Consider the following 20974-nt stretch of genomic DNA (forward strand, 5'->3'; position numbering starts at 1 on the left):
GCAATGCGTCACTGCACGGTTCCTATCCGAGGGTTTTACAGTTTAGCAAAACCAAGAATCTGCCACGCGCCGCACAGGGGATTGCCTTCGGCGCGCTTCGCGAAGTGCGGACCAATTTACACCAACCCGCCAATCGGCGAACCCATGTAGAGCGTGTGTGGGCGGCCGGTGAAGTCTTTCCAGATGGTTTCGCGAGGGAGGCCGAGCGCTTCGTAGATGGTGGCGGCGAAGTTTTCCGGCGTTTGAGCGTCGCTGATGGGATAGCCGCCGATTTTGTCGGTCTCGCCGATGACGCGGCCTCCTTGGATGCCGCCGCCCGCGAGTAAGATGCTCTGCGCGTGGCCCCAGTGATTACGGCCTGGCAGTGCCGTGGGGGTGATGCTGGAAATTTTCGGCGTGCGGCCAAATTCTCCACCCATGACGATGAGCGTCTCATCAAGCTGGCCGCTGGCGTCGAGATCTTCGATCAAGGCGCTCACGGCTTGATCCATCGGCGGCAGCAGGAAGTTCTTCAGATTCGGCCACGCGGCCTGGTGCGTGTCCCAGGTCTCGTTGTTGCCGAGATTGACCTGCACGAGCCGCACGCCGCTCTGCACGAGGTTTTTGGCCATGAGCAGCGACCAGCCAAAGCTGTGACGACCGTAGCGGTCGAGGAGCTTGGGATCGACTTTCTCCAAGCTGAACGCGTCATGCACCTTGCGGTTGCTCAGCAGGCCGATAGCGGCCTGACGGGTGGAATCGAAGGCTTCATCACCCGCGAGCGCGGTGAGATCGTTGGTTTGCGCTTCGAACGCGTTGCGCAGCGAGACGCGATCCATCACCCGGTCGAGGGTCAGTCCCTGCGGCAGGGAAAGATGCGGGGCTTGGAACTTCAGCTTCTCGTCTTTTTCAAAGCCGCGCTCATGATGAAACAGATACTGCGGATAAGCTCCATAGTGATCCGGGTGGTAGGGCGACATCTCCAAGAACCATGGATCATGCTGCGAACCGAGCATGCCACCGAACTGGCCTGCGAGCGTGCGACCCACGCGATGCACGAGCTTGTCTGGCAGCACGATGGATGGCGGTAGATTGTCCTTCCGCTTCGGCAGCAGTGCGGTGGCGAGCGCGGCGATGCTGGGATGATCGGACTTCTTCGGCTTGCTGGGATCAAAGCCGAGCGGCGCATCACTGCGGCCCGTGAGCATGATGTGATGCCCCAGCGAGTGATCGCTGCTGCCATGCGTGAGCGAACGCACGAGAGACCACTTTTTCGAAATGCGCGCCAAATTCGGCAAATGCTCGCAGATGTGCAGACCGGGAGTGCGTGTGCGGATGGACTTGAACTCGCCACGATACTCCATCGGTGCGTCCGGCTTCATGTCGAAGCTCTCCTGCTGCGCCAGACCACCGCTGAGGAAGATGTAGATCACCGATTTGGCCCGTGCCGGCTGCGTGGCTGCGGTCATCGCCTGCAACGCACTGAGATGATTCATCCCGAGGCCCAGCAAGCCGACCGCGCCCGCCTGAATCATGTCACGGCGGCTGATGGGATGAACTGGATGCGGGAACGACATGCGCATCGAAGTACGCCGCCTACTCCACAAGCCTTTCCGAGCACGTTACTTTCGATTCCAGGCACCCAGCTTGACCTTGTAGTCGGCAGTGGGGGATTCCGAGCTCTTTTGCCGCAGAACCTTGGTCACGACCAGGACGCCATCTTGAATGACCACACGAAGATCTGCTTCGTCGCCTTCTTTGAGAGTCAGGCCCTCGGGTAGTGTGGTCTTAATCGGGGCCATGGAAGTGCCTACGCTCTAAAATGAGTCGAGGCAAGCCACGTCTCCGCATCAAATCAGCTCCGGCATCGGCTGCCATGAATCCGTGAGATACTGCGGACGACCGGTGAGGTCGTTGAGCGTGGTCTTCACGGTGTCGATGCCCATGTGCTTGTAGAGCGTGGCGAAAACCTCGCCGAAATGCACAGGCCGCTCGGTGGGTTCGCCGCCGAGTTTGTCGGTGGCACCGATGACCTGGCCGGTGCGCAAACCGCCACCAGCGAGCAACGCGCCGCCGACACGCGGCCAGTGATCGCGACCACCGTCCTTGTTCACGATCGGCGTGCGGCCAAACTCGCCCCAAGCAACGACGGCCACGTCTTTATCGAGGCCACGCTCGTGCAGATCCTCGACGAGGGCGCTCATGCCCTGGTCGAAGAGCGGCAGATGGCGGAGGAGCTGGGGGTAATTGTTGTCGTGGAAGTCCCAGCGGCCGAAATTCAGCGTCACCACCCGCGCACCGGCTTCGACGAGGCGGCGGGCTAGCAGGAAGTGCTCCAGGTTCATCGGCGCACCATCGCCGTAGTTTTTTGGATCACCTTTGCCGTAGCGTTCGCGCGTTTTGACGGTCTCCTTGGTCAAATCGAGCGCGTTGAGCAGCTTGCTGCTGGTGAGGACGTTCAACGCCTGTTGGTTGAAGGCGTCCATGCTGCTCACGAGACCGCTGGCGTCGATTTCGCGGCGGAAATTGTCGAAACCGGTGAGGAGCGAGCGGCGATCTTCGAGGCGGTCGAGCGTGATGCCGTTGAGTTGGAGATCCTCCACACCCGCGCCATTCGGACGGAAGGCGGAGTGCGTGTTGCCGCAGTAGCCTGGATGCCCCGGCGAGCCGTAGGGCGGATGACCGGCCTTGGGCGCGAGGCCGACGAAGGCAGGGATCGCAGGATCAGCCTGGCCATTGAGCTTGGAAATGACTGAGCCGAAAGAAGGCGGATCGGAAAGACGGCCGGTGGGAGCATTGCCACCGTTCGGGGGCGGCGCTTTGCCGGTGTAGCAGATGAAGCTGTCATGCGCACCATTGGGCGAGCCCCACATGCTGCGGATGGGCACCAGCTTGTCCATGATCTTGGCGAGACGCGGCGCATGCTCGGAGATGTGGATGCCGGGGACGGCGGTCTTGATGGGTTTGTAGGGTCCGCGAATCTCCAGCGGCGCGTCCATCTTCAAATCATACATGTCCTGATGCGGCGGAGCGCCGCACATGTAAATCATGATCACCGACTTGAAGCTGCGGCCCGCTTTGGCCTCCGCCTCGGCCTTCAAAAGCTCCGGCAACGACAAGCCGCCCATGGCGAGACCGCCGATGCGCATGAAATCGCGACGCGAGACGCCGTCGCAGAATTTGCCGTGGGATTTGCCGGAGAGGGTGAGCATTGGAGTGCCAAAATAAGCACCGAACGTGCCGGAACTATCAGCAAAACCGCGTTAAGTGCCGTTCATGCGCCGCACGCTTCTTTTCTTCATGTCTCTCACCGTTGCCGCTACCGCCGCTGATTTGAAGTGGTCGCAGCTTCCGCCGCTGCCGGATAAACGAGGCTTCGCCGGCTCCTTTGCAGGTGTGAGCAGTGGAGCGCTCATCGTGGCCGGTGGCACGCATTTCATCGACAAAATGCCGTGGGAAGGCGGCACGAAGCTCTGGCATGACACGATCTTCGCGCTCGACAAACCAGACGGTCAGTGGCGCATCCTTGGCAAGCTACCGAAACCCAACGGCTACGGCGTGAGCATCACCACGCCAGAAGGACCTGTTATCATCGGCGGCGGGAATGCCACGGAGCATTTTCGCGAGGTGGTTCGGCTGCAAAAAGAAGCTCCCTTGCCGCCGCTGCCGAAACCCTGCGCCTTCATGGCGGGCTGCGTGCTGAATGACGTGATCTACATCGCCGGAGGCATCGAAACACCCACCGCGACCAGCGCGATGAATACTTTCTGGGCGCTCGACCTGGAGCAAGAGGGCGCAAAATGGCAGGAACTGCCCCCCTGCCCCGGCAAACCGCGCATCTTGAGCAGCATGGCCGCAGCGAAGGGCGCGGTGCATCTGTTCGGAGGCGCTGCTTTAAAACCCGGCCCCGATGGTAAACCGGAACGCGAGTGGCTGAACGATGCGTGGAGCTACAATCCGGACAAAGGCTGGCAAAATCTGCCCGACATGCCCCGCGTGGCCGTCGCCGCTCCGAATCCGGCTTCAGTGGTCGATGGCAAAATTCTGATCATCGGCGGTGATGACGGCGCGAACGTGAATTTCGAGCCCAAATCGAAGCATCCGGGCTTTCCGCGTGATGTTCTGGCCTTTGACCTTAAATCGCAGTCGTGGTCCATAGCGGGCGAAGTGCCGTTTTCACTCGTCACGACGAATGCGGTTCTCTGGAGCGATCAAATCGTGATTCCAGGCGGCGAAGCACGGCCTGGGGTGAGATCGCCGCAGGTGTGGGGTGCATCTCTTCGCTTGAAACCTTGAGCGTGAAACTCCAATGCAAGAAGCATGAGCCGCAATATCCTGATCACCGGCGCGAATGGGGCGCTGGGCCTCGCCCTCGCCGAATATTTCCTCACGAAGGAGGCGGACTGCCGCGTGTTTTTGGGCGTGCGTGAGCGCCGTGAGCGTGCCGAGGAGCTGGCGGCGCGCTTTCCAGGACGCGCCGATTTGATCACGCTCGAAATCACCTCTCCCGAGGCCTGGAAGACCACGCTGGCCGAAATCGAGACCAAAGCGGGTGCGCTGGGTGTTTTGATCAACAACGCCGGCTTCCACGAAGACGCGCTGCTGGCGAACATGTCGCAGGACCAATGGTCACGCGTGCTTGATGCGAACCTGAACGCGGTCTTCCACGGCTGCCAGGCGGTGCTGCCGGTGATGATGCGGCAGCGACAGGGGCGGATTGTGAACATCGCCTCGCTCAGCGCTATTTCATCGCCTGCCGGGCAGACGAACTACGCGGCGGCAAAGGCTGGCGTGATCGGGCTGACGCAGAGTTTGGCCAAGGAATCCGCCCGTATGGGCATCACGGTGAACGCGGTGTGCCCCGGCTACATTGAAGGCGGCCTGCCAGCCGACTGGACGCCGGAGCACCTCAAAGCGCTCAAAATGCAGCTCCCGATGCGCCGTTTTGCGAAACCTGCCGAGGTGGCGGCGGCGGTTTTCTTTCTTGCCAGCCCAGAGGCGAGCTATATCACTGGCACTGCCCTCAAAATCGACGGCGGCATGCTTTAAGCTGCCGCGTCCTCCTTCAAAAACGTAATCCCCAGCATGCCCACCCGCCAGCGCCTCAAGGAACTCATGATCAGCGAGCTCATGCTCGACATGACCGCAGATGATATCGGCGACGACACCCCTCTCTTTGGCCCGGCGGGCATCGGGCTGGATTCCGTGGACGCGCTGCAGCTCGTGGTGATGATCGAAAAGCACTTCAACTTCAAGATGGCCGACCAGGACCAGGCGAAGCGCATCCTGCAAAGCGTGAGCACGATCGCCGAGGCGCTGGAGCAGAAAGCGGCGGCCTGATTCCTCTGCCCCAGCGTTTTGAAGCGTCTGCTCTCCATCTCCCTGCGTCTGGCCATCAGCGGAGTGCTGCTGTTTCTGCTGTTCAGGGAGCACAACCTCATCAGCGAGATCGCGCCGCGCTTTTGGACGCTGCTGACGAACTGGCCGTGGATGCTGGGAGGCATTTCGTTTGCCTTTCTTTCCCTGCTGCTGACCGCGCTGCGCTGGCACATCCTGCTGCGCGGATTTGCGCCTGGCCTGCCCTTTGCCGTGGTTCTGCGGGCGGAGGTCGTGAGCGCCTTCTTCAACATCAGCTCCCTCGGCGTGGTGGGCGGGGACGCGTACAAAATCATGTCCCTCTCACGCCGCCTGCCGGGGAAGACCATGCCGGTGGGCATCTCTTTGGTGATCGATCATCTGACCGGGCTGGTGGCCGTCGCGCTGCTGTTCGCGGTGTGCATCTCTGCCAAGGCCACGCAGTGGCCGGATTTCGGACCGAATGCGCGCATGCTTGTCATCGGTTACAGCATGTATGTGGGCGGCGCGGTCGTGGGGCTGCTGCTGTCATGGATTTCCTTCAAGCCTGCCCTGCTGGCCTGGGGGCGGCGCACCTTTCCACGCACCATGGGACTGCCGATCTTTGAAGGCATCCTCTCGCGCATGGCGCAGGTGCACGGGGTCTTCTCCAAGCTGTGGGGACGCACGTTGTCCGCCACCGCCGTGGCCGTGTTTCTGCATGTGGCCTTCTTCATGAGCTTCTACTGCGGCCTGCGTGCCGTGGGCGGCGCGGCTCCGGTGCTCGACGTGCTGACCGCCATGCCCATCGTCGATGCGGCGGCCTCGCTGCCGGTCTCGGTCTCGGGACTCGGCGTGCGTGAGCGCACCTTCGAGGCGCTGCTGGCAGGCATTGCCGGCGTGCCGGACGCGGTGGGCATTTCCGCCTCGCTGGCGGGCTGGTTGTTCAATGTGTTCTGGGGGTTGGTCGGTGGGGTGCTGTTTCTGCGATCACGGGGTTCGGCACCAACCTCAAAGGAGGTGCCCACGGCATGAAAAATCCGCCGCGCATCGCCATCTCCCTCGGCGCGTCCTTCATGGGCTACGCCACGCATGCGGGCTTCATGGCGCGACTGCATGCGCTCGGCGTACGCCCCGTCGCCATGGCTGGCTCATCCGCTGGTGCCCTCACTGCCGGGCTGTATGCCGCTGGCTTGGAAACAGAAGCAATCCGCCAGGCCGTGCTCAGCCCGCGGCTGTATCTCTCCTTTGCCAGCCGCACGAAATGGGTCTGGCATCAGTTTGTGGAGGTGTTTCGCCATCTCCACCCCGGCTTCCTCAATCCCATCGGTGCCATCGGCCACTTTGAGTCTCTCGTCGGCCAGCGTGGCATCGAATCACTCACCCAGCCTCGACTCATGATCGCGATGAGCGATCTGTCGCGTCACGAGACCCTCTTCGCCACCCAGGGGCCTCTCGCCCGTGCGATGGCGGTCAGTTGCTGCGTGCCGATGCTTTTTTCACCGCTGGAGTTCGACGGTCGTGACTGCACAGACGGCGGCGTCGCTCATGAGGTGCCTGTCGATCCATGGCTGAACGATGACGGTATCGACCACATCATCATGCACCGCATCACGCAGCCTGCGGGCAAACCACCGCTGCTGCTGCCGGGCAAGCTGGCCGCGACCATCGCCGCGTCACATGAGTTCATGGGCCGCCAGATCCTGGCCGACCGCATGACACTGGCACGCCTGCATGGCAAAAAAATAAGTGTCGCCACCACCACACACCCGCGTCCGTCCCCGCTGTTTCCGAGCCGGTTAAAAAGCGGCTACGCAATGGGAGAGGCCACGGCGCAGCAGCTCTTCGATGACGAACTGGCGGCGCTGCTCGTTTGATCAAAGCGTCCGCAGCATCGCCAGCGTCTCAATGAGCTGCTTGTGCCCTTCCTTGGCGGTGAGGCGCGGAAATTTGCCCTGGATCATCACCATCTTGCCATTGCGCGTCAGCATCAGTTTCCGCTCCTTGATTTCGACATCGCTGATGCCGTTGTGCGCGGCGGCGAGACGGATGGAGGCGCAAGTGATCAGATTCGTGACAGCATGCGGAAGTTTTTCTCCAAACTGATCGCGCCATTGCGCTTCGAGGTCGTCGAGTTCCTTGCGCGTCATGATCTCGCCGAGCTGACGGTAGGCGGTGATGCGCGTTTTCGCATCCTCGATGAAGGTGGAGGGTAAAAATGCGGGCGTGGCGCCTTTTGCAGCCTGGAGCATCATCGCCTCGCTCATCACCAGAAAATCGGCACGCAGTCCGACCTCAACCGGACGTGCGACGCGACGGCCCTGCATCCGCGCGACGCTTTGTTTGAGCATCTGGCAGTACAAATCGAAGCCGATGGCGGCGATGTGGCCGCTCTGCTCGGTGCCGAGCAGATTGCCCGCGCCGCGGATTTCGAGGTCGCGCAGCGCGATCTTGAAGCCGCTGCCGAGGCCGGCGTATTGCTTGATGGCGTTCACGCGCTTGCGGGCGTCGCCAGCGGTGACGGCATCGCGTGGTAGAAGTAAATAGGCATGAGCTTGGACGCCTCCACGACCGACTCGGCCACGGAGCTGATACAAGTCGGCCAGACCAAAGCGATCTGCGCGGTCGATGATGATCGTGTTCGCATTGGGAATATCGACGCCGCTTTCGATGATGGTGGTGCAAACGAGCACGTCCGCGCCGCCGTCCACAAAGGTGTGCATCACATCCTCCAGCAGCTCGCTGTCCATTTGACCGTGACCGATGATGACCCGGGCCTTCGGACACAAATCACGGATGCGCTGCGCCACTTTCTCGATGGTCATGACGCGGTTGTGCAGGAAAAAGACCTGTCCCCCACGCTCGATCTCAGAATCGACGGCCTGTTTGATCACTCGTTCATCGTAGGGGCAGATTTGCGTCATCACCGCCTGCTTGTTCGGCGGCGGTGTCTCGATGGTGCTCATGTCGCGCATGCCCATGAGCGCGAGGTAAAGCGTGCGCGGGATCGGCGTGGCGCTGAGCGTGAGCACATCGACGAGGCGGAAGAGGTCTTTGAAGCGTTCCTTGTGCTTCACGCCGAAACGCTGTTCCTCGTCGATCACGGCAAGGCCGAGATTTTTGAAGCGCACATCCTTGGAAATCACGCGATGCGTGCCGACGACAATATCGACCGTGCCCTCGCTGATGCCCTTGATGATCTCGCGCTCACGATTCTTCGGCGTGAGACGGCAGAGCATCTCCACCGACACGGGGAACTCGCTCATGCGCTGGCGGATGTTTTCCCAATGCTGGCGGGCCAAAACAGTCGTGGGCACCAAAATGGCCACCTGGCGACCTCCCATCACAGCTTTGAACGCGGCACGAATCGCGACCTCGGTCTTCCCAAAGCCGACATCAGCGCACAGCAGCCGGTCCATCGGCTTTTCGGCCTCCATGTCACGTTTGATCTCCTCCGCGCTGCGGAGCTGGTCGGGCGTCTCGCGATACAGGAAGGACTCCTCAAACTCGACCTGCCATTTCGTGTCCGGCGGATGCGAGTAAGCCTTCAACGTCTGCCGCTCCGCCGCCACGCTGAGCATGCGCACGGCAAACTCCTCCACACTCTTCTCGGCGGTTTTTCGCGTCTTTTGCCAGCGGTTCTCGCTCAGCTTGCTCAGTGACGGCGCTTTGCCACCCACACCCACATAGCGGCTAACCATGTGGACGTGCGCCAGCGGCACAAAGAGCTTCGCGCTGTCCGCGTAGTGCAGAACGAGCACTTCCTCCTTTTTACCGCTTTCTCTTGTCTCGATGCCAGCGAAACGGCCGATGCCGTGCTCGGAATGCACCACCAAATCGCCCTCGCGCAGCTCACTGAGCACATCACGCGCTTTGCGCAGCACCTCAGCCTCATCGAGCTTCGATCCGCGCACGCGACGGATCTGCTGATGACGGCCAAAAATCTCCGCGCCGGTCAAAACCGCCAGTTTCGCCGCCGGAACCGTGAATCCGCGATAGAGCAGGCCCAGTTTCGTCTCCACCGACGACGGCAGTTTGCTCTGCAACTCCGCGAAGCGCTCCCGCTCCGCCTCGTTGTGGAAGAAGATGACCGTGCGCCATCCTTGCGTGTGCCATTCCGTGATCTGGCGGGCAAAAAACTCACGCCGCGCCTCATGCAGCACGAAATCCGACGCGTCGAAGACCCCGAGCGGATTCTCATGAATCGCGGCGGAAAAGTCCTCAAGCCCCTCCACCTCCGCTGCGCCGCTTAAAATGCGCGCATGAGCCGTGGGAGCCGTTTCTCCCTCGATTTCGATGATGAAATCGTCTTTCTGAAAATGCTGACGCAGCGTGCCGGTGTCCTCCGCTCCGTCATTCATGCGCAGAATCACCCCTGCGCTGTCGAGACGGCGAATCGACGATTGATTGTGCAGATCGAAGGCGCGGATGGACTCCAGCTCATCATCGAAAAACTCCAGGCGCAGCGGTTCCTCCGCCTGCCAGGAGAAAAAGTCAACGATGCCACCCCGACGCGCGAACTGACCGCGCTCCGTGACGACGGGCACGCGCTCGTAACCGGCCTCGCTGAGTTCTTTGAGCAAAACTTCAACATCCAGCTTCTCGCCGACCTTGAGCATGCGTTTCTGATCGGTGATCTCCGCCAGATTCGGTGCTGACTCGTCCAGGCTGTCCGCGCAGAGCACTATGACGGGCGAATCGCCCTCCAGCATGCGGCTGAGCACCGCCGTGCGCTCCGCCAGCAGCTCGGGATCTGCCAGCGCTCCATCCATGAGCTGGCCCAGGCGCGGAAAATACAGCGCGGGGCACTGCCACACGCCCAGCTCGGCATGCACATGGTCCTGCGTTTTGACATCCGGGCAGAGCAGCCACACGCGGCGCTTCACCTTCTCCGTACGGCGCACCAGCAGCGCCGCCGCAAAGCCAAAAGCCTGCGGAGCCACATGGTCGAGGATCGTGCGTGTCTTGAACTCCTTCTTCGATAACACCAGATCGACAAGGCCGAGCGCATCCCCACGCGCACGGGTGGTGGGCGGTTGGTTCAGACGGCTGGCAGCTCGTTTGGCGGAATGCAAAAGAAAGCGCCGGGCGGTGAGGCCCGGCGCGGCATAACAGCGGATGCGGCTGGAAAGGTCAAACGGCTATTTGGCACCCGGACTTGTGCTTGCGGCGGCGGCCTTGGGCTTGCCAGCGGCGGCGGCCATCAGGCCCTCGTCGGTGGCGTATTTGAAAACCTCCTTGTCATTCGGGTCGAAGATGCGCAGCACAATGCCGCCCATTGCATCCGCAGAACGCGGCCGGGTGCCGTCGATGTAGATGAAATTTCCCTCCAACTGTCGCTTGTTCAGTTCAATGGGCAGCGTGTCGAACGCGTGAACGGCGGAGCCTTTGACCGACTCCAGCTTGTAGGAGCCGGAAGTCGCCACTCGTGCGGCTCCCAGCCCCCTCCCCTCGTCCTCCTTGCGGAAGAGCCAGTAATCCACCCGCAGATTTCTGATCTCCACCGGCTGCTTGTTGCGCAGCTCAACCTTGTAAGACCACCGCTCCGTCGTGAGCAGCTCGTCGTTGGCGCGCCGTTTCATCGTTTCCAGCTTCTTCTTGGTGTAGCTCACATCAAAGACATACTTGATGTTAGCCGCGGCGAACTCGTTCATGAACTTCTGGTCCTCCGCTGAAAAAGTGGCCACAGGCACATTGAACATCCGGCCATCGGCCGTGCGCTTGAGCGCGGCTTGTCCGCCGGACACAGCGACAAGCTCGGCGTCCAGCTTTCTTCCTTGCAAGTCGATGAACTCGCGTGCCTCGCTCTTCAGATTGCAGATGGCAATCAGGCACAAAATGGTAAGGGCGTGTGTTTTCATGTTTAGCGCATTGGTTTGATTGACGCATTCAGGCTAGTTGTTTCCACCATAAGCCGTCAAGAATGATTTTGGGATGAGGGAGCGGTCGCCAGCTCGTTGAAGCATCATCACGAGTGGAAGCGTTTTCATGCCCGCCATGAACGCCTCAGTCACCACCTCCCGCCGCCGTTTCCTCCAAAAATGCACCACCGCAGGCGCAGCGACGCTCGGTTTTCCAACGATCATCCCGTCGTCTGCTCTCGGCAAAGACGGCGCGGTGGCACCTTCAAATCGCACCACACTGGCGCTGATCGGATGTGGCGGTCGCGGCACGGAGGTGGTGAAGAATTTCCTTCAGGACGAGCGGGTGCAGGTCATGGCCGTGTGCGATGTGGAACGCGAATCAGACCGCTACAACAAGGGCATCATCAAAAAGACCGGAACACTGGGCCGTGAGCCCGCACGGCGGCTGGTGGACACGACCTACGGCACGAAAGGGTGCGCCACGCATGAGGATTTTCGCGAGGTGCTGGCTCGAAGCGATGTCGATGCCGTGCAAATCGCCACGCCGGATCACTGGCATGCTTTGCAGGCCGTCGCGGCCGCACGGGCAAAGAAACACATCTACTGCGAGAAGCCGCTGAGCCTCACCATCGCGCAGGGTCGCTTCATGAGCGAGGTCGTTCGCCAAAGCGGCGTCGTGTGGCAGACGGGCAGCCAGCAGCGCAGCGACATTCACTTCCGCATGGCCTGCGAATACGTCCGCAACGGCAAGATCGGCAAACTGAAGCAAATCCGCGTCGGCTTGGCGAGCGACAACCGCGACAACAACGGCTGCGCTTCGCAAAAAGAGCCAGCACCTGTGCCAGAGGGGCTGAATTATGAAATGTGGCTCGGTCCCGCGCCCGAGGCCCCGTTTTGCCCGGCGCGGCTGCACTCGAACTGGCGCTGGTTCTACGATTACTCCGGCGGCAACATCACCGACTTCGGCGCTCATCACCTCGACATCGTGCAATGGGCGCTCGGCCAGGATGAAAGCGGCCCGGTGGAGTTCTTTGATCTGAAGGCTGAATGGCCCGCTCCTGGCAGCCTCTACAACACCGCGCCCAAGTTCTCCTTCGCCTACCGCTATGCCGACGGCACCACCGTGCGCGTCATGGACAAACAGGACTTCGGTGCCGGCATCTCCTTCGAAGGCGAAAATGGCACAGTGCTTTGCAATCGCGGCAAACTTCAGATCACGCCCGATTCCCTGCGCAAACCGCTCGCTGAAGGCGATGTACGCCTCTACGAGAGCAAAGACCACTTCCGCAATTTCATCGACGCTATCCGCGACGGCGTGAAACCCGCCGCGCCCATTGAGTATGCGCACCGCAGCATCACCATCGCGCATCTCGCGAACATCGGCCTGCGTCTGCATCGCGAAAAAGTGCGCTGGGACCCCGTGAAGGAGCAGATCATGGATGACGCCGCAGCCGCCGCCATGCTGACACGTCCGATGCGCGGACCGTGGCAGTTGGCGTAATCAGCGTTCGACGGGCTGCGCCGGACGTGATTCCTCGGGGTCGTATGTCGGCTCTGTCCGTTCTTCCTCCCGGTTCCTCTTCTTTTTGTCCTCAGGCTCGTCTTCGGATGACGCTCTGCGCCCAGCCACTGCATCAAAAGGAGCCGTCACGATGTCGCCCGTCGTTTTGACGGTGGTCGTCACGATGCTGCCGGCTGTTTTGACCGGCACGGTGATGAGGGAGCAGCCAACAGAGGTGAGGCACAGGATCGCGAGAGCGGCGCAAGGTTTCATGCGGTTGGATGTAACCACGTTTGGCGGATTTGTCATCCAAACCCATCACCGCGCCTGCGGCGGCGGGTAGGGATACCAACGGCCCTGATACCACTGGCCCTGCGGCTGCTGAGGTGGATACGGATAAGCCTGCGGCTGTTGCGGATACTGCGGTGCATACTGCTGCTGTGGATAACCCTGCTGCGGAGGATAATACTGCGGCGGGTAAGGCTGTTGCTGCTGAGGGTAGCCTTGCGGCGGATAATAGGGCTGCTGGGGCTGCGGTGTCGGCTGACGATGGCTGCCCATGGCCTGCACGCCCGCTTTGGCGACCCCACCCGTGGCTTTGACCGTGGCACCCGCCACCGTGCCCGCCGCGCCCAGCGGCACGGTGATCAGCGAGCAACTGGCAAGACCACAGCAGAGCAAAAGGGAGGCGAGGAGGAAGCGCATGTGGCGGCCAATAGCCGTGATCGAACGCTTTGTCATCCAAACTGCCGCCAGAACATCACGATGGAGATGATGAGGCCAATCGCCGTGATGAGATGCCGCACGCGCCTCGGCTCGATGCGTTGCGAGTAGTGCGCGCCAAAATAGTAGCCGACCAGTGCCCCCATGGTCAGCGCGAGCGCCTGCGGCCAGTTCACCATGCCGGCCGCGATGAACCACACCGCCGCGACGACGTTGATGAGACTGCCGAGCAGATTTTTCATCGCGTTCATCTCGTGGATGTTCGTCATGCCCATGAAACCAAACGAGGCGAGCATCAGGATGCCGATGCCCGCACCGAAAAACGCGCCGTAGATGGCCACGGGCAGTTGCAGCGCCAGCGAGAACCAAAGCGTGTTCCTCCGCGATGTGGCGTGCGGCTTGCGCAGGAATCCCTGGATGAAAAACAGCATCGTAGCGAACAGCACGAGAAAGGGCACGAGCTTGGAGAACTGATCGTCACTCGTCTGCGTCAGCAACCAGCTTCCAAAGGCCGCGCCGACGAGGCAGATCGGGATGAAGCGCCACAGTTGCTCACGAATCGCCTTCAAATGCCTGCGAAAGCTCACGATGCTTCCTGCTGTGCCGATCACGAGTCCCACGGTGCTCGTAGCGTTCGCCAGCACTGGTGGCGTGCCGCACATGAGCAGCACGGGAAATGTCACGAGCGTCCCCCCGCCTGCCACCGCATTCACCGCCCCCGCCGTGCATCCGGCGGCGATGAGGGAGAAAAGTTCGAGGAGCGTCACACCTCGTTCCTAAAGGAACACGGTGGCAAAGCAACCAGCTACTTCGCGTTCGGATTGCACATGTAGTAGAGATGCCCGTCTTCGGCGCCGCCGACGAAGTCGGGGAGGCCATCTGCATTGAAATCGACCGTCGTGGGGCTCACGTCGTGGCCTTCGATGTTGGCGTCGGAAAGCAGACCCATGTCGGTGAAGAACCATTTGCCGTCAGCAGCGCTTTCCTGGCGGAGGAAGTTGGCGTTGGCGGAGTTGAGGAGGATGTCGAGTTTGCCGTCCTGATCCCAGTCCATGATGCAAAGCTTTCGGCGGCCACTTTTACCCGCGATACCGCTGTTGAGACGCAAAGGCTCGCCGGGCGTCATGGCGACCGGTGTCTTCACTTTGAGATGTTCGAGAGCCTTGTCGAGCAAACCGGGTTTCGCGGCGTCTTTGGAGGCACAAATCACGCGCTGCGGATGCTTGAGCACAAGTTTGCCATCCACTTTCGCTCGCTCGAAGAAGGCGAGATAGCCTTCTTGATCGAGCATGACGAGGTCGGTAAGGCCGTCCTTGTTCCAATCGACTCCGACAGGCGTCGTGCGCCATTGCGTGAGCAGCGTTTTGCCATCGGGACGCAGCCAGCCATAGGCGAGCTGAGGCTGCTCGCCGTTCCATTCGACTTCGATGGGCTGCGCGGCGGCGAGTTGCGGTTTTTGGCGAGTGCCGATGTTTTTGAACCACACGACTTTGCCGAGGATGGAATTGAGCAGCAGGTCGGGAAGGCCGTCTTGATCCCAATCGGCCACGGTTTGCGTCGTGTAGCCCCATTTGGCCTCGCAGGGGCCTTGGATGCTTCCATTCGGTCCGGCCATCGGACGGATGACTTTGCCTGCGGCGGTGAGTTTGACCGGCGCGGCCCATTTCGGCTGCTCCACGCCTTTGCCGCTGAGATTTTCGATGAAAGCGACATAACCCGCAGTGTTGCCGCAGATGAGATCGGTGTCGCCATCGCCATCCCAATCGAAACCGACGGGTGTCACGAGAGCACCGAACTTCACCTGATCAGCCTCCTGCTGGAAGTAGCGAGGCTCGGCATAGACCGGCGCTTTGGCGTCAAATTTGCCGGTGTGCTCGATGAAGGCCACGCGGCCGTCTTCATCGCCGCAAATAAGATCAAGGTCGCCGTCCTTGTCCCAGTCGATGGCCGTTGGAGTGATCATTTCGAGATCCATCGTGAGGTACTTGCCCGTGTCGGCTTTGAGGCGAACGCCGAGCGCATACTTCGGCTTGGTGCGGCTGCCGGTGTTTTGAAAATAGGTGAAGCCGTCGAGGAACTCGCCGCAGAGCAGGTCGAGATCGCCATCACCATCGAAGTCGCCAAAATTCGGCGAAGGCCAGCCAAAGGTCTCCACGGGGCGGTCGGTGGCGTTGATCTTCTTCGGCTTGTCATACTTCGGCGCTTCGTTGGTGCCGGTGTTGCTCAGCAGATACACATAACCGCGCAGCGGGCCGTTCATCCAGCGGCCGTCGGCGGTGTAGGCGTTGTCCCAGCCGTATTCGGTCCAGTCGCCGACACCGACGATGAGGTCGTTTTTGCCGTCGCCCTCGAAATCGACCATGCGCCACATGTTGGCGCGGACTTTGTTCATGTGGACGTTCGCAGGCGGGCCGAGCTTCACCTGCTGCTCGATGCCGGTCTTGAGGAAATCGGGATGCGAGTTGCCCGGAGAGAGCACGACGGGTTTGCCGTCGAGATAGCTCACCTGCACGTTTTGAGCGCCTTTGCTGATGCGCTTGGCGGGTTTGAAAACGGGCATCTTGTTCTTGGCGGTGTCGCCGCTGGCGTTTTCGAAGAAGTAGATGCCGTTGTAGGGCTTGTCCGGGCAGTTGACGACGAGGTCGAGGTCGCCATCGCCATCGAAGTCCATCGGCAGCGGCCAGGCCCACAAACCGACGCCGAGATCGACAACGAGACCGGGATTGTTGTACTTGAGCGGCGTGAGCGTGTCAGCGGCAAAGGACTGGCCGCAAAGGAGCGCAAAAAGTGTGATGGCAAGAAGCTTCATGGTCGAAAAGGAACGGTCGAGAGTGGAAAGGTCATGCTAGGCGAGGCGTACATCACCGCACAAGGAAACATGCAGGCCGAGTTCGCGCATCGCGGCGGCCTTGATGCGTGCGGCGCGATGCGCCTGCTTTTCATTCGGGCAATAGACCACCTGGATATGGTTCGACTGGTGGCGCGCCATCATTTGGTCGCGTGACACGCCTTTGAGCACGGTGTGCATGATCGGCCACTGCGGCGTGGTCTCCTGCCAGCGGCGATTCGTTTCGGCCTCCGGCAGCTTCACCACCTCGGCGACGCCGATGTCGCAATGCAGCGCGCCATTCATCACAAACACACGGCTCCAAACGATGTGCCCCGGTTTGCTGACGCCTTTCAACGTGCCGCCGCCGAGACGGAAATACATGCTTGGCTGGCGCTCGCTGCTCGCGCCCTTCCAACCGCCGATGAAATGCGCGGGCGGTGCCGCGCCGCTGATCAGCAGCACCCAGACGTAGTCCTTGCCAAATTTTTGGCCCCAGCGCAGGTCGTGCAGCGTGTTCTCCGGCGCAAAGCCAAGCTCGCGCCACAAGCGATACGTCACGAGTCCATCGAGACCGGCGCATTCATCGACCTCGTTGAAATGCGGCAGCGCCTCACCTTCAAACAGCACACGCTTGCCATCCACACTGCGCACCGGCGGGCGATCAGAGTTGTTGAGCATGCCTTCGACGAGATCGCTCGCGGGCGTGAGATCCTTGAGCCCCTGCTGATACTGGATGCCGATGGCGTCGCAGCCGAACTCGTCCGCCAGACGCACGGCGGCGATGTACATTTTGCACTGCAGCAGCACCTGCGGCTCCGTCAGCTCCGTGGCCTCATCGCTGCCCAGCTTCATCTGCAAGCCCTTGCGCTTCAGCCACGCGTAAACCGCCGCCGCATCGGCATCGCTCACGTTTTGCATCGCCGCGAAGAGCGTGGACTGACTGAGACGCTCCTTAAAGCAGCCGGTGGCGTGCAGCAGTTCGTCAGGGATGATCGCGTTGAACATGCCCATGCAGCCTTCATCGAACACACCGAGGATCGCCTTGTGATGTCGGAAACGACGACCAAAATCACTTCCGAGCTTTTCATCCTCGGCAGGCAGCTTCAGCAGCGGCAGGTCGCGGACGTGGGATTGATCATGCGTGACCTTGCCGGTGGTCAGCCACTCGTTCAGGCCGGTGGTGAAGAACGAATCGGTGAACGTCTCGCTCCACAGCGTCGAGTAAGTCACGCCCGCCTTCGTAAGCGAGGCGTTGAGGTTCAGCAGCCCCACCAAACCCGGCCACTGGCCGCTCCAATTTGCCACGGTGAGGATCGGACCGCGATGTGTCGTCAAACCGGCCAGAACATGATGCGAATACTGCCACACGGCCTCCGCCACGATGAGCGGCGCGTCGGGATCAATGCCGCGAAACACCTCAATACCCTCACGTTGGCTGGCGATGAAGCCGTGTTTCTTCTTCGCTTCATACGGATGCGCACGCTTTACCTCGAAGCCCTCGGACTTCAGAGCCTTCGTGAGCGCGTCCTCCATGGCCTTTTGCGCGGGCCAGCAGGTTTGGTTGGCGGCAAGACGAAGATCGCCGCTGGCGATGAGCTGGATGGTTGGTTTGGCTGGCATGGTCGGCGATTGTGGCCTCCGAGCCGCCCAAACAGCAAGCCCTCTCTTCAGCGCATCCTTGGCATGCGGCTGACGATTCTTGATCTAGCCATTACTTTTCCACCGGCACTTGGAAACGCGCATCCTTCCACGCAAACGGCGGGCGTTTGCCGAGCAGCAGCTCGTAGATCATGTGGTTCGTCTTCATCATCTCGGCCAGCATGTCTTTCCATGGCCGGTCGGCCACGCTGAGGAGGCCGGTGTTGTCGCTTTTACAATGGTATGGACTGAACCAACGGCCCGTCGACGCCTGATCGACGAGCGTGAACCACTCGATGCCGATGATGAAGCCCAGCGCGGCACTTTGCTCGACGTAGCTTCAGTCAGCGATGCGCCCAGCACTTTGTGGCTATGCTGAAGGCAGCTGAACGGCAGGAACAATGAATCGTCCGTGATGCCAGTCGCAAAGGTCTTCGAATTGAGGCGTAATGCTGTGTGCCCAACTTCACCCCGTCTTATGCATTCATTCCTGAAATCGTCTCTTTGCCTTCTAGCACTTGCTGCCGCCATTCACGCTGCGGATCCTCCAACTTGCGAATGGGTCTTCAGCGGTGGCGGCAGCGGGCATGACAAGACGCGGGCGGTGACGACGGATCGTGCGGGGAATGTGTTTCTCGCCTCTGAGTGCGTGGGGGATGCGATGTTTGGCGATCAACAGCATAAAACCGCCGGTGAGATGGACATGTGCCTGACGAAGCTCGATGCCGCAGGCAAGCCGCTGTGGGTGAGCGGCTTTGGCGGCAGCAAAACGGATCGTGCGTATGGCGTGATCACGGACCCGGCGGGCAATGCGTATGTCACCGGACACTTCGAAAGCACGGATGCGATGGCGAATGGCGAGAAGGTGCCGAATGCGGGCAACTACGATGCCTTCACCGCGAAGTTCACACCCGATGGCAAACTGCTGTGGGTGCGCGTGAAGGGCGGAGAGAGTTCAGATTACGGACACGGCATCGCCATCGACTCGAAGGGGCATGTCGTCATCACGGGCGCGATTGGCGGGCAGTTTTTCTGCACGAAGTATGACGCGGAAGGCCGCGAGATCTGGCATCGCACGCCTTCCGGCAAGGTCTCGGGCAGCGGGCACGGCATCGCGATTGATGGGAAGGGCCACATCTACCTCGGTGGCAATGCTTCGGGCTCAGGAGCCTTTGGCAAAGTCGCCATCGAATCCAAAACGAGCGCCGCGCTCGTGCTGAAGCTCACCCCGGAAGGCGAGGGCGAATGGGCGAACCTCATCCCGGGCACCACGAGCGCCATTTATCATGAGATCGCGTGCGATTCCCAGGGTCGCGTGTGGGGAGCGGGCATGTTCAAGGGCAGCGTGAGTGTGGCAGGCCAGACGTTTCAAGGCGGCACCGAAAAAGATTACGATGGTCTCATCGTGCATCTCGATGTCGCGGGCCAGGTGCAGTGGGCGAAGCACATGCATGGCCCGGGCACCGATTACTGCCTCGGCGTGACCACCGATGATCACGGCACGGCCTTTGTGTGCGGCGATTTCAATCAAGACACCGTGCTCGCCGGTCACGCGCTCGCCACCCGAGGCAGCGGCGACATCTTCCTCGCGGCGTTTGATGTGAAAGGCGGCTTGCTCTGGCTGCAACAAGCCGGCGGCAAGCTCAACGACAGCGCTTACCCGATCACCTTCCGCGCTCCTGATGAACTCATCATCGCCGGAGCCCTCTCCACACCTGCCACGTTCGGTTCACATGAAGTGACGAAGTCCGGCTCCAGTGATTTGTATGCTGCGAAGTGGAAGCTGAAACCCCTCCAATGATCATGATGAAGCCTCTCTTTCTTTTTCTACTCTTGCTGACCGCCCTCGCCTCGGCCGAGCCCAAATACGATCCCGCGAAGCTGCCGAAGGGTCACGACTACTTCGAGCTGCGCGATGGATTGGCGAACTGCCAGCGCAAGTTCACGCAGGAGAAAACCGGTCGCGTCATTTTCTTCGGTGGCTCGATCACGGCGGGCGGTGCGTGGCGGCAGCACACCTGCGATTACCTCACGAAGAAGTTCCCGGAAACAAAGTTCGAGTTCATCAACGCGGGCATCGGATCCATGGGTTCCGTGCCGCATGCCTTCCGTTTGGAGCGCGATGTTTTGGCCAAAGGGCCGGTGGATTTGCTCTTCGTCGAGGCGGCAGTGAATGACAGCTCAAACATTCCGCAGCATCCCGATCTGATGCTGCGCGGCATGGAGGGCGTGGTGCGTCACATGCGCACCGTGAGCCCGCTGACGGACATCATCCAGCTTCATTTCGTCATGCCACCGCACATGGATGACTACCATGCTGGCAAGGTGCCCGCGTCCATAGCCCAGCATGAGCGTGTGGCCGTGGCCTATGGCAATCCGTCGTTCAACCTCGCGCGTGAGGTCACCGACCGCATCGACGCGGGCGAGTTCACCTGGGCGGACGATTTCAAAGGCCTGCATCCCTCGCCGTTCGGTCATCAGCTCTACTCCAACAGCGTTGCTCGCATGTTCGTCGTCGCCTTTGCCAAACCCATTGCCGCTTCTGGGAAAGAGCATCCGCTGCCCGCGCCGCTCGATGTCCAAAGCTACGCCAAAGGCCGTCTCGGCGACATCGCGCAGGCAAAAATCATCAAGGGCTTCACGCTCGTGCCTTCGTGGAAACCTGCCGACGACGACAAGCAGCCGAATGGCAAAAAGATCGGCGTGCGCGAAGGCTTTGTGAACGTGCCTGCGCTCGTCGGCACGGAGCCGGGCGCGGAGTTTGAGTTCAGCTTCGAAGGCACCGGCTGCGGCCTCTTCATCGCCTCCGGCCCCGATGCCGGGCAGATCGAGTTCAGCGTGGATGGAGGTCCACCTCGCACGCTCGACACGCTGACGCATTGGAGCAGCGGCCTGCATCTTCCGTGGGCCTTGATCCTCGACGACCAGCTCAAACCCGGCCAGCACACCGCGCGAGTCCGCCTTGTCGCTTCGCAGAACTCATCCAAGACTGCGCTGCGGGTGTTTCATCTGCTGCTGAACTGAATCTGAAATCGCGGTTAGCCGCCAAGACGGTCTCAGCATGAGCGCGGGTCGTTCGATACCTCCCTTGCGCAGGGCGCGTGC

General features: G+C 61.0%; 19 protein-coding genes. 8 read left to right on the forward strand and 11 right to left on the reverse strand.

The window, feature by feature from the left end; all coding sequences use genetic code 11:
• Nucleotides 1–116: 116 nt before the first annotated feature.
• From ACILSI_RS19350 to ACILSI_RS19360, 3 genes are read right to left on the reverse strand one after another with little or no spacing between them, the layout of a single operon-like run.
• Nucleotides 117–1556 carry a DUF1501 domain-containing protein gene (locus tag ACILSI_RS19350; protein WP_395723553.1) on the reverse strand — a complete coding sequence of 480 codons (1440 nt, stop codon included), beginning with the start codon at nucleotides 1554–1556 and terminating at the stop codon, nucleotides 117–119.
• A gap of 45 nt (nucleotides 1557–1601) precedes the next feature.
• Nucleotides 1602–1781, reverse strand: coding sequence for a hypothetical protein (locus ACILSI_RS19355; protein WP_395723554.1), 180 nt, complete (start codon nucleotides 1779–1781; stop codon nucleotides 1602–1604).
• Nucleotides 1782–1829: 48 nt separating this feature from the next.
• Entirely contained in the window at nucleotides 1830–3191 is a 1362-nt protein-coding gene (locus tag ACILSI_RS19360) for a DUF1501 domain-containing protein (protein ID WP_395723555.1), read from the reverse strand.
• 64 nt (nucleotides 3192–3255) lie between these two features.
• On the opposite strand from ACILSI_RS19360, the gene ACILSI_RS19365 reads away from it, so the two are divergent.
• From ACILSI_RS19365 to ACILSI_RS19385, 5 genes are read left to right on the forward strand one after another with little or no spacing between them, the layout of a single operon-like run.
• On the forward strand, nucleotides 3256–4275 hold the full coding sequence (locus tag ACILSI_RS19365; RefSeq protein WP_395723556.1) for a galactose oxidase: 1020 nt from the start codon (nucleotides 3256–3258) through the stop codon (nucleotides 4273–4275).
• Nucleotides 4276–4299: 24 nt separating this feature from the next.
• The gene (gene fabG / locus ACILSI_RS19370) at nucleotides 4300–5028 is read left to right on the forward strand and encodes a 3-oxoacyl-ACP reductase FabG (protein ID WP_395723557.1); all 729 of its coding nucleotides are present in this window, start codon (nucleotides 4300–4302) and stop codon (nucleotides 5026–5028) included.
• Nucleotides 5029–5064: 36 nt separating this feature from the next.
• The gene (locus tag ACILSI_RS19375) at nucleotides 5065–5319 is read left to right on the forward strand and encodes a phosphopantetheine-binding protein (protein ID WP_395723558.1); all 255 of its coding nucleotides are present in this window, start codon (nucleotides 5065–5067) and stop codon (nucleotides 5317–5319) included.
• 18 nt (nucleotides 5320–5337) lie between these two features.
• A complete protein-coding gene (locus ACILSI_RS19380) occupies nucleotides 5338–6348 on the forward strand; it encodes a YbhN family protein (RefSeq protein ID WP_395723559.1) in 1011 nt (336 codons plus the stop codon).
• A complete protein-coding gene (locus tag ACILSI_RS19385) occupies nucleotides 6345–7190 on the forward strand; it encodes a patatin-like phospholipase family protein (protein WP_395723560.1) in 846 nt (281 codons plus the stop codon). Before ACILSI_RS19380 ends, ACILSI_RS19385 begins: the two co-directional genes overlap by 4 nt.
• Here the strand turns inward: ACILSI_RS19385 and mfd are convergent, their stop codons facing one another.
• Entirely contained in the window at nucleotides 7191–10388 is a 3198-nt protein-coding gene (mfd, locus tag ACILSI_RS19390) for a transcription-repair coupling factor (RefSeq protein ID WP_395723561.1), read from the reverse strand. It abuts the gene before it with no gap.
• Nucleotides 10389–10454: 66 nt separating this feature from the next.
• Nucleotides 10455–11174, reverse strand: coding sequence for a hypothetical protein (locus ACILSI_RS19395; RefSeq protein WP_395723562.1), 720 nt, complete (start codon nucleotides 11172–11174; stop codon nucleotides 10455–10457).
• Between the two features lie 136 nt (nucleotides 11175–11310).
• On the opposite strand from ACILSI_RS19395, the gene ACILSI_RS19400 reads away from it, so the two are divergent.
• Nucleotides 11311–12678 carry a Gfo/Idh/MocA family protein gene (locus tag ACILSI_RS19400; protein ID WP_395723563.1) on the forward strand — a complete coding sequence of 456 codons (1368 nt, stop codon included), beginning with the start codon at nucleotides 11311–11313 and terminating at the stop codon, nucleotides 12676–12678.
• Here ACILSI_RS19400 and ACILSI_RS19405 read toward each other — a convergent pair whose 3' ends face one another.
• The 6 genes from ACILSI_RS19405 to ACILSI_RS19430 all read right to left on the reverse strand — a co-directional run bounded on the left by ACILSI_RS19405 (nucleotide 12679) and on the right by ACILSI_RS19430 (nucleotide 18077).
• A complete protein-coding gene (locus ACILSI_RS19405) occupies nucleotides 12679–12951 on the reverse strand; it encodes a hypothetical protein (protein ID WP_395723564.1) in 273 nt (90 codons plus the stop codon).
• A 45-nt stretch (nucleotides 12952–12996) separates the two neighbouring features.
• Complete coding sequence (locus tag ACILSI_RS19410) at nucleotides 12997–13383, reverse strand: hypothetical protein (RefSeq protein ID WP_395723565.1); 387 nt, start codon at nucleotides 13381–13383, stop codon at nucleotides 12997–12999.
• A 32-nt stretch (nucleotides 13384–13415) separates the two neighbouring features.
• Nucleotides 13416–14168 (reverse strand): sulfite exporter TauE/SafE family protein, encoded by a 753-nt coding sequence (locus ACILSI_RS19415; protein ID WP_395723566.1) that lies wholly within the window; start codon nucleotides 14166–14168, stop codon nucleotides 13416–13418.
• Nucleotides 14169–14206: 38 nt separating this feature from the next.
• Nucleotides 14207–16210: an FG-GAP repeat domain-containing protein gene (locus tag ACILSI_RS19420; RefSeq protein ID WP_395723567.1), complete on the reverse strand. Its 2004-nt coding sequence runs from the start codon at nucleotides 16208–16210 to the stop codon at nucleotides 14207–14209.
• A 36-nt stretch (nucleotides 16211–16246) separates the two neighbouring features.
• Nucleotides 16247–17851, reverse strand: coding sequence for a fucose isomerase (locus ACILSI_RS19425; RefSeq protein ID WP_395723568.1), 1605 nt, complete (start codon nucleotides 17849–17851; stop codon nucleotides 16247–16249).
• Between the two features lie 91 nt (nucleotides 17852–17942).
• Entirely contained in the window at nucleotides 17943–18077 is a 135-nt protein-coding gene (locus ACILSI_RS19430) for a hypothetical protein (RefSeq protein WP_395723569.1), read from the reverse strand.
• Nucleotides 18078–18347: 270 nt separating this feature from the next.
• Here ACILSI_RS19430 and ACILSI_RS19435 point away from each other — a divergent pair, with 270 nt between their 5' ends.
• On the forward strand, nucleotides 18348–19670 hold the full coding sequence (locus ACILSI_RS19435) for a hypothetical protein (RefSeq protein ID WP_395723570.1): 1323 nt from the start codon (nucleotides 18348–18350) through the stop codon (nucleotides 19668–19670).
• Nucleotides 19671–19672: 2 nt separating this feature from the next.
• Nucleotides 19673–20893: a GDSL-type esterase/lipase family protein gene (locus tag ACILSI_RS19440; protein WP_395723571.1), complete on the forward strand. Its 1221-nt coding sequence runs from the start codon at nucleotides 19673–19675 to the stop codon at nucleotides 20891–20893.
• Nucleotides 20894–20974 lie beyond the last annotated feature (81 nt).

It is taken from the genome of Prosthecobacter sp. (genome assembly GCF_044232965.1).
Taxonomy (GTDB): domain Bacteria; phylum Verrucomicrobiota; class Verrucomicrobiia; order Verrucomicrobiales; family Verrucomicrobiaceae; genus Prosthecobacter.

Excerpts from the sequence above, each read along its gene's own strand:
- ACILSI_RS19350 (WP_395723553.1), bottom strand. The coding sequence starts at position 1,556 with ATGTCGTTCCCGCATCCAGTTCATCCCATCAGCCGCCGTGACATGATT.
- ACILSI_RS19355 (WP_395723554.1), bottom strand. The coding sequence starts at position 1,781 with ATGGCCCCGATTAAGACCACACTACCCGAGGGCCTGACTCTCAAAGAA.
- ACILSI_RS19360 (WP_395723555.1), bottom strand. The coding sequence starts at position 3,191 with ATGCTCACCCTCTCCGGCAAATCCCACGGCAAATTCTGCGACGGCGTC.
- ACILSI_RS19365 (WP_395723556.1), top strand. The coding sequence starts at position 3,256 with ATGCGCCGCACGCTTCTTTTCTTCATGTCTCTCACCGTTGCCGCTACC.
- fabG (WP_395723557.1), top strand. The coding sequence starts at position 4,300 with ATGAGCCGCAATATCCTGATCACCGGCGCGAATGGGGCGCTGGGCCTC.
- ACILSI_RS19375 (WP_395723558.1), top strand. The coding sequence starts at position 5,065 with ATGCCCACCCGCCAGCGCCTCAAGGAACTCATGATCAGCGAGCTCATG.
- ACILSI_RS19385 (WP_395723560.1), top strand. The coding sequence starts at position 6,345 with ATGAAAAATCCGCCGCGCATCGCCATCTCCCTCGGCGCGTCCTTCATG.
- ACILSI_RS19395 (WP_395723562.1), bottom strand. The coding sequence starts at position 11,174 with ATGAAAACACACGCCCTTACCATTTTGTGCCTGATTGCCATCTGCAAT.
- ACILSI_RS19400 (WP_395723563.1), top strand. The coding sequence starts at position 11,311 with ATGAACGCCTCAGTCACCACCTCCCGCCGCCGTTTCCTCCAAAAATGC.
- ACILSI_RS19405 (WP_395723564.1), bottom strand. The coding sequence starts at position 12,951 with ATGAAACCTTGCGCCGCTCTCGCGATCCTGTGCCTCACCTCTGTTGGC.
- ACILSI_RS19410 (WP_395723565.1), bottom strand. The coding sequence starts at position 13,383 with ATGCGCTTCCTCCTCGCCTCCCTTTTGCTCTGCTGTGGTCTTGCCAGT.
- ACILSI_RS19420 (WP_395723567.1), bottom strand. The coding sequence starts at position 16,210 with ATGAAGCTTCTTGCCATCACACTTTTTGCGCTCCTTTGCGGCCAGTCC.
- ACILSI_RS19425 (WP_395723568.1), bottom strand. The coding sequence starts at position 17,851 with ATGCCAGCCAAACCAACCATCCAGCTCATCGCCAGCGGCGATCTTCGT.
- ACILSI_RS19435 (WP_395723570.1), top strand. The coding sequence starts at position 18,348 with ATGCATTCATTCCTGAAATCGTCTCTTTGCCTTCTAGCACTTGCTGCC.
- ACILSI_RS19440 (WP_395723571.1), top strand. The coding sequence starts at position 19,673 with ATGATGAAGCCTCTCTTTCTTTTTCTACTCTTGCTGACCGCCCTCGCC.